This is a genomic window from Agrobacterium sp. CFBP2214 (assembly GCF_030209895.1).
In the GTDB taxonomy this organism is placed as follows: Bacteria; Pseudomonadota; Alphaproteobacteria; order Rhizobiales; family Rhizobiaceae; genus Agrobacterium; species Agrobacterium radiobacter.
Map to the genome: position 1 here is coordinate 1 of NZ_JARVRC010000009.1, position 7,096 is coordinate 7,096.

The window sequence follows — 7,096 nt, forward strand, 5'->3', positions numbered from 1 at the left end:
ATGAAGATGCGGAGGGGGTAATCGCGCCCTCCGAAAATGTTTGCGACAGGCCCGTCGTCGCATGTCGATCAATGTTGAGCAGATCGGCTCGGGCCTCGTCGTGCAGCATTATGTGGCCGAGGTCGCCGAGCCTGCCTACTGCCGCATGAACTCGATCTCCGATGTCTTCACGGCCAATGAAGATCGACGATGGCAGGACCCGCTATACCAACAAGGTTACCGCCCATCCGACGGATGTGTTCATGGCCTTCCTCAGCGAGCACAGCATCAAGTTCGAAGATGCTGCAGCGGCCCGTCAGGCAGCAGGCGGCGACCACAACAGTCGTGAGACACCTCTTTTTGCTGCAAGCATCGCCCGCCGGGCCCTTTCCAAGTAAGGAGATATCCAAATGAAGGCGATCATCTTCGATGACTTCGGAGGCGCGGATGTCCTGCGCCGGACACATCGCAAAAGGTGACACCGTCCTCGTTCATGCTGCAGCAGGCGGCATCGGATCGGCTGCTGTCCAGCTTGCAAAGACTGCCGGAGCCACTGTCCTGGCCACTGCTTCAGCAGGCAATATCGACAACGTGCTGTCACTTGGCGCCGATGCTGTTTTTGATTACAAGCGGGTGGATTTCGAGGCGGAAGTTGTTGATGCGACGGCGTCTCGCGGGGTCGATCTGATCATCGACTTTGTCGGCGCGTCCTATCTCGCCCGCAACATTCGTAGTCTTGCTCCCGGTGGTCGGCTTGTCCAAGTGGGCCTGTTGGGGCGCGATGATAACGCCATCATTCCACTCGGCGTCGTACTTCACAACCACCTGCAACTGATTGGCACGGTCATGAAATCGAGATCACGATCAGAAAAAAGGGCAATGATCCGCCGGTTCAAGGAACAAGTACTGCCGATGATGGGAAAAGTGCTTCAGCCGGTCATTGGAGCGGTCTATCCGCTCGCGGCTACATCGGAGGCCCATCGCCGGATGGAGGCTGGCGGGTTGTTTGGGAAGATCGTTCTGACAGATTTTCCTGAATGACGCAGGCACACTGAGCGTCCGAGCAACCGCCTTGAGCGGTACTGGACTGCTGACCCCGTTGCTAGGCATGAGACGGACGGAAAACAATCACCTGAGATGAATTCGGCATCCAAGATGATCGCGCTCTTTATCCGATCGGGTCGCCTCTCGAATATTCGGCGTGCAGCTGGCAGGCCAGGCTTAGTAAAGTGAAATCGGAAGCATCCGCGATGCGGCGGCCGGTCAGGGCCTCAACCCTGGAAAGTCGCTGGTACAGCGTATTGGTGTGGATGTGGAGTGCTTGAGAGGTGCGGGTCGCCGACTTGCCCTCCCGCACGTAGGTCGAAAGCGTGTCTAGCAGTCCACGATGTCTTTCATCTGCCAGAAGCGGATCGAGTGTTTGGCGGATAAATCCGATAACGTCCTTGCGATCCCGGCCATGGAGAAGCATTTCAAATCCTATGTCTCGATAGAGCAAAACACCTGGCCGCCCGCGGCGTAACAACACGTCGGCTGCCTGGGTGGCGCGGGCGCGGGCGTCGTTTTGGCCGATGATGTCTTCCTGCATGTCACCGGCCCCAACATAAAGGCCTTGCGCCTTCGCCACCTCGGATATCGCGAGGAGATTGCGATCAAGCGCTGCGGAAGTCGCTGCAGAAACAAGGATGACGATGCGGTCATCTTGATGAAAAAGCAACACGTTGGATAGTGACATGCCCTTGTGGATATCCGACTGGGACTTGTGCAGCGAAAGATGGGATTTGCCCGAAACCTCGCCTCTCGAGCTTTTTACGACAAACATCTGGGTGAAACGTTCAAGCCGAAAGCCGTCACTCCCCCTGCGGTAATCAACAGTGCTTCCAGCAAGCAGAGCGTCGAAATAGGCCTGTTTCTTCGCATTGAGTAGGTCGATGCGCGAGATATCGCGGACGAAATCCAGTGCGACGAAAGCAGCCAAAGTACCGAACAGGGTGCGATGAAAACCAAAGTCTTCCGACATGCGGAAATGGAAATGGCCGACGGGCGCATCGGCCACCTCTACAGCCTGATCAAGAATTTCGCCGTCCTCAACCCAGCCAACAGACTGATATCCGGTTCCAAGCACGTTTTCGAAGCGGAAATCAATTTTGTAGAGCTCTGACACCGCGTGCAACTGTTCGCGCAGATCGCTATTGGCCGAGAATATTCGCAGGAAGGTCTCGTGAAGCTCCACAGCCCTGTCTAGTTCCGCATTTTTCCGCGCGAGATCATTCCGCATCTGTTCGAGCCGATGCGATGTTGCAACCGCATTGCGGTATGCCAACGACCGTTGATAGGCGACGGCGATCTGCGCGGCGAGGATTTCCAATACCGTCTGGTCAAAGGTCGAGAAGGCTCCATCGACGGAAAAACACAGTGTCGTCAGCGTTCCGAGCCGCCGCCCTTCCGCCATGACAGGAACGCAGAGCAGCGCATTGGCGATCTGCGACCGTTCCATGAATGACTGACTTTCGGGGCGCATGATCCGATGGGCGTCGATAATGTTTTGCCTGCCGTTGTGGATCGCAGGCCGCCCGGTTGAGAATACTTCTCCGGATACGGACTCATTGGGCTGAAGCCGATAATCGGTATAGTCTCCCGGCAGCCCCTCATGCGATACGGGAACGAGAAAACCGGTCTGCTCGTCGAACAGACGGAAAACACCAGCGTCGCAGTGGGGCAGGACGTTCATCACCTCGCGCAGGACGTTGTGAACGATCTCCTTGTCATCCAGAGAGTTGATGACATCCGCATTCACCGATCCAAGCATCTTGAGCGTTCGCGCCTGGAGCTCGACCACAAGCTCCTGAATGGCGAGTAAGATTTGCGCAGATAGCGCTTCCACGCCTTTGCCGCGGAAAGAGAATTCCGTGCGCCTGGCGGTAAAATGCGAATGGTCGACAACCAACCGCATCTCACCTGCGGCGACATCGCGGACATGCGTCACGGATGCCGGCGTCCCGACGGCCTCAACCATCGCATTTTTCATAAACACCTTCTTTTGCTGCACGAGGTCGCGAAGGAGAGAATGGGAAAGAAGATCGATTTTCATGATGTGTCTTATGTTCAGATGCACATATCATTTCAATCTTTTATGGAAGTTACAACATGGCGTTTTGTGCCAGCGATGCGAAAACAGAAAAATCTCAAAAAAAAGGGGAACCACAGAGATGTTTTCAAACCTTCAGCGTCGTCACGTCATAATAGGGATGCTGTTCATATGCTGGGTTGTCGGTTTCATCGACAAGACCGCAATCAACATTGCGATCATCCCGATCAGCGAGGAGTTTGGATTGAGCCCTGATCATCAGGGCATGATCATTAGCGCCTTTTTCCTTGCCTACTCCATGACACAGTTGATCGGCGGCTATCTGGTTGACCGCTTCGGCGCCCGCCGGGTGCTAAGCTCGGCCGTTGCAGTATGGTCGCTGGGAACTGCCGTTTCTGGCGCGGTCACCAGTGCTGTCGGGCTGGCTGCCGCCCGTGCGGTCACGGGTGCAGGCGAAGCAGTCTTCCCCGCCGGCGGCTCAGTCGCGATCACCGAACATTTCGAAAAATCGCAGATGGCACGCGCAAAATCCGTGTTGCAGTCTGGCGCTTCGGTCGGCTTTGCGGTCGGCTCGCTGGTTATCACCGCGTTGATCGCCGCACATAGCTGGCAGGTGATGTTTTTTGTTCTCGGCGCCATCGGTCTGGTTCTTTCGGCAGCTCTTTACATCATCATGAAGCCGGCGGCGGGTGCGCTGGTTACGCAGGAAAAGGTTGAGAAGGTCTCCGAAAAGAAGCGGATCGGCGCGCTCCTGAAAAACACGCTGACCTGGAAGATCACGCTCGTCTACTTCTTCACCAATATCGTCTTCTGGGGCCTGCAGTCCTGGCTGCCGTCCTACTGGGTCAAGGTGAAGGGCATGAGCATGGTCGAAATGGGTGCCTATTCGATGATCCCGCCGACGCTCGGCTTCATCTCCTTTCTGACCTGCGGCTGGCTGCTCGACCGTTTCTTCCACCAGAAGGAAAAGTACCTCATTTGCATCGGCTCGGCTGTCTCGGCCATCTTCATCTATCTGATGGCGAATGAGGAATCGATCCCGCTTGCCTTCGCCTATCTGTCGGTCTCAAACGTGTTCCTGAATGCGATCTCGATCAGCGTCTTCGTCAGCATCATGAAGCATTTCCCGCAGAATACTGTGGGCACCGCCACTGGCTTGATCAACTCGCTGGCGCAGCTCGGCTCGTTTGCCTCGCCCATGCTGATCGGTGCCGTGCTGTCGGCTACCAATCAGAACTATGAGATCGCGTTCTCGATCATCGTCGCTTGCGCGGTCGTTGTCTGCGCCGTCGCCACCACTTTTCCCGCCGTCCACGGCAAAAAGCCTGTCGAACAGGCTGCCTGAAGGAATACAATGACCTATCTCGATATCATCGAACGCACCGTCGCCGCGCATTCGGACAATCTGAAATCAGTAGCCGATAGAATCTGGTCATTTGCCGAGATCCGTTATGAGGAGACCCAGTCGGCCGCTCTTTTGGCCGACGAGCTCGAAAAGGCCGGTTTCGCCGTCACACGCCAGGCCGGCAATATCGAAACCGCCTTTGTGGCGAGTTACGGTGAGGGACATCCCGTCGTTGCCATCCTGGGCGAATTCGATGCCCTGACAGGGCTTAGCCAACAAGGCGGCGCGACCAGCCACGACCCCATCGTCAAGGGTGGAAACGGCCATGGCTGCGGCCACAATCTTTTGGGAACCGGCGCGCTCGCCGCCGTTCTGGCGCTCAAGGCCTGCAAGGAAGAACTCGGGCTCGAGGGGACGATCCGCTATTATGGCTGCCCGGCTGAGGAAGGCGGCGGGGGCAAGGCCTATATGGCTCGCGAAGGGCTTTTCTCGGATGTCGATGTCGCATTCACCTGGCACCCATGGGACGAGAACCTCGCCTACAATGCCCGCATGCTGGCAACCAACCAGCTCTACTTCACGTTCCGCGGCACCAGTGCCCATGCGGGCTTCGAGCCTCATCTCGGACGCTCCGCGCTGGATGCGGTTGAATTGACCAATGTCGGCTGCAACTATCTGCGTGAGCATATCATTCAGGACGGACGTATCCATTATGCTATCACCGACACCGGTGGCCGGGCTCCCAACGTGGTGCAAGCGCAGGCGCAGGTGCTTTACAAGGTCCGTGCGCCGCGCATGGATCAGGTTCGCGAGATCACCGAACGAGTGAAGGACGTCGCCCGCGGCGCGGCCCAGATGACCGGCACCGAACTGGAGATCACGTTTGACGCCGCCTCCGCCGATCTGGTGCCAAACGTTTCACTTGCGCGCATGATGCACGGCGAGTTCGAGAAATTTGGTGCTGCCAGCTTTTCAAACAGCGAAAAGGACTTTGCCACCAGCATCCAGAAGACCTTCTCGCCAGAAGTCCAGGCAAAGGTTGCCAAACGCGGAAAAATCCTGTCGGAAGACCTGAATGCATTTCAGGAAGAACCGACATTCCTGCATGGCTCTACCGATGTGGGCGATGTCAGCTGGCTTGTTCCGACCGGACAGGTCTATGTCGCAACCGAGGCATACGGCACGCCGCCGCACACCTGGCAGATGGTTTCGCAGGGCAAGTCAGGCTACGCCCATAAGGGCATGCTCCAGGCTGGCAAGGTTCTTGCTGCCTCAGCTGTACAGACGCTCATGGACCCGGAAATCATCCTGGCGGCCAAAGCGGAACACCGCGAGCAACTGGGTGGTGAAAGCTACATTCCGTTGATTCCGGCGGAAGCTACACCGCAACGCCTGCGTTAATCGAGCGGCAGGGCGCCGCCACTTACCGACGTCGCTTTGGAGTGTCTCAGCAGAGACACTCCGCTTTCGCCAGCGCAACGATCACGGCGTTGGAAAAACGGTCTTCATTTGCTCTTGAAAGGACTCGAACCGCTGACCCCGTTATTGGCCGATAAGTTCGCGCTGAATTTCCGCATAGGGGCAACTACTTGCCCTCGGGAATGGCTGATATGGGGCCGCTATCGGACTGACCGGTATCGGCGAGGAATTCGAGAAAGCTGACATCCAACATCCGACAGGCACGCAGTCCGCGCGGCATTTCGCGCAGGTTCAATCGAATACCGGGGTAGAAGTGCAATGGAGTGATGAGGTGGACGGCCTCCGCACCCAACACTGTTGTGGCATACTGTGGCTGTCAAAGGTCACAATCGGGAGAACCGTCCATGAAGGAAGTTATCACAGTCGGCCTGGATATCGCCAAGCACGTTTTTCAGGTCCACGGCGTCGATCAAAAGGGCGATACTGTTCTGCGGAGGAAGCTCCGGCGATCGGAGATCATCAGCTTTTTCGATCACCTGCCACCCTGTTTGATTGGGGTTGAGGCGTGCGCCACGGCTCATCACTGGGCTCGGGTTCTGATTAATCTCGGGCATGAGGTTCGGCTGATGCCCGTGCTCTGATCCCCAAAAACTGGACCGTTTATAACTGGAGTTTTCCGCGTTAATTTCCCGGCTGGGAAAAGGAGCGGAAGCATGAAGGCATCGAAGTTCTCGGACGCCCAGAAGGCGTTCATTTTGAAGCAGGGCGATGATGGCGTGCCGGTAGCAGAGATCTGCCGGAAGGCGGGGATCAGCCAGGCGACCTATTTCAATTGGCGCAAGAAGTATGCGGGCCTGCTGCCCGACGAGATGCGCCGACTGAAAGCTCTGGAAGATGAGAATTCCAGGCTCAAGAAGATCGTCGCTGATCTGACACTGGACCGCGAGATGTTGCAGGATGTCATCCGCCGAAATGTATGGTCCGCCCTGTCATTGCAAGGATTTTAGGTTCCGGCGATAGCAGTTTGCGTAAATGTATCCGGCCTCTCGCGAGTGGACTGCTGTTGCAGCCAGGCCCTGATGAGATCCGCACATTCTGTTTCCAAATAGCTTCTTCGGGCACGAAGCCCGCTTTCAACCAGGATTTACAGAATGTCGATCAACTGTCTCGTCATCACCCTCGAACCTCGCAATCTGTCCGGCCTCAACGGCCGGCTTTGTCAGGACAACCCAAACGATACGGGCCAGCTTGGCAGCCAAAGCTAC

General features: G+C 56.7%; 4 protein-coding genes and 3 pseudogenes. 6 read left to right on the forward strand and 1 reads right to left on the reverse strand.

The genetic code is table 11. The features are described from left to right. Positions 1 to 55 precede the first annotated feature (55 nt). Positions 56 to 377: pseudogene (locus QRN60_RS21305) on the forward strand (hypothetical protein); the annotation flags it as partial. Between the two features lie 31 nt (positions 378 to 408). Continuing rightward, complete coding sequence (locus QRN60_RS21310) at positions 409 to 1,020, forward strand: zinc-binding dehydrogenase (protein ID WP_236773453.1); 612 nt, start codon at positions 409 to 411, stop codon at positions 1,018 to 1,020. A gap of 127 nt (positions 1,021 to 1,147) precedes the next feature. On the opposite strand, the gene QRN60_RS21315 is transcribed toward QRN60_RS21310, so the two are convergent. Then, positions 1,148 to 3,070 carry a helix-turn-helix domain-containing protein gene (locus QRN60_RS21315; RefSeq protein WP_111785496.1) on the reverse strand — a complete coding sequence of 641 codons (1,923 nt, stop codon included), beginning with the start codon at positions 3,068 to 3,070 and terminating at the stop codon, positions 1,148 to 1,150. Positions 3,071 to 3,188: 118 nt separating this feature from the next. Between QRN60_RS21315 and QRN60_RS21320 the strand changes: the two genes are divergently transcribed. From QRN60_RS21320 to QRN60_RS21335, 4 genes and pseudogenes are all read left to right on the forward strand, one after another. After that, on the forward strand, positions 3,189 to 4,412 hold the full coding sequence (locus QRN60_RS21320) for an MFS transporter (RefSeq protein WP_111785497.1): 1,224 nt from the start codon (positions 3,189 to 3,191) through the stop codon (positions 4,410 to 4,412). Positions 4,413 to 4,421: 9 nt separating this feature from the next. Further along, positions 4,422 to 5,813, forward strand: coding sequence for an amidohydrolase (locus tag QRN60_RS21325; RefSeq protein ID WP_111785498.1), 1,392 nt, complete (start codon positions 4,422 to 4,424; stop codon positions 5,811 to 5,813). 422 nt (positions 5,814 to 6,235) lie between these two features. After that, positions 6,236 to 6,463: pseudogene (locus QRN60_RS21330) on the forward strand (IS110 family transposase); the annotation flags it as partial. An 81-nt stretch (positions 6,464 to 6,544) separates the two neighbouring features. Next, positions 6,545 to 6,802, forward strand: a pseudogene (locus tag QRN60_RS21335) (transposase); the annotation flags it as partial. Positions 6,803 to 7,096: the final 294 nt, after the last annotated feature.

Coding starts and splice junctions, on each gene's coding strand:
- QRN60_RS21315 (WP_111785496.1), bottom strand. CDS start 3,070: ATGAAAATCGATCTTCTTTCCCATTCTCTCCTTCGCGACCTCGTGCAG.
- QRN60_RS21320 (WP_111785497.1), top strand. CDS start 3,189: ATGTTTTCAAACCTTCAGCGTCGTCACGTCATAATAGGGATGCTGTTC.
- QRN60_RS21325 (WP_111785498.1), top strand. CDS start 4,422: ATGACCTATCTCGATATCATCGAACGCACCGTCGCCGCGCATTCGGAC.
- QRN60_RS21310 (WP_236773453.1), top strand. CDS start 409: ATGACTTCGGAGGCGCGGATGTCCTGCGCCGGACACATCGCAAAAGGT.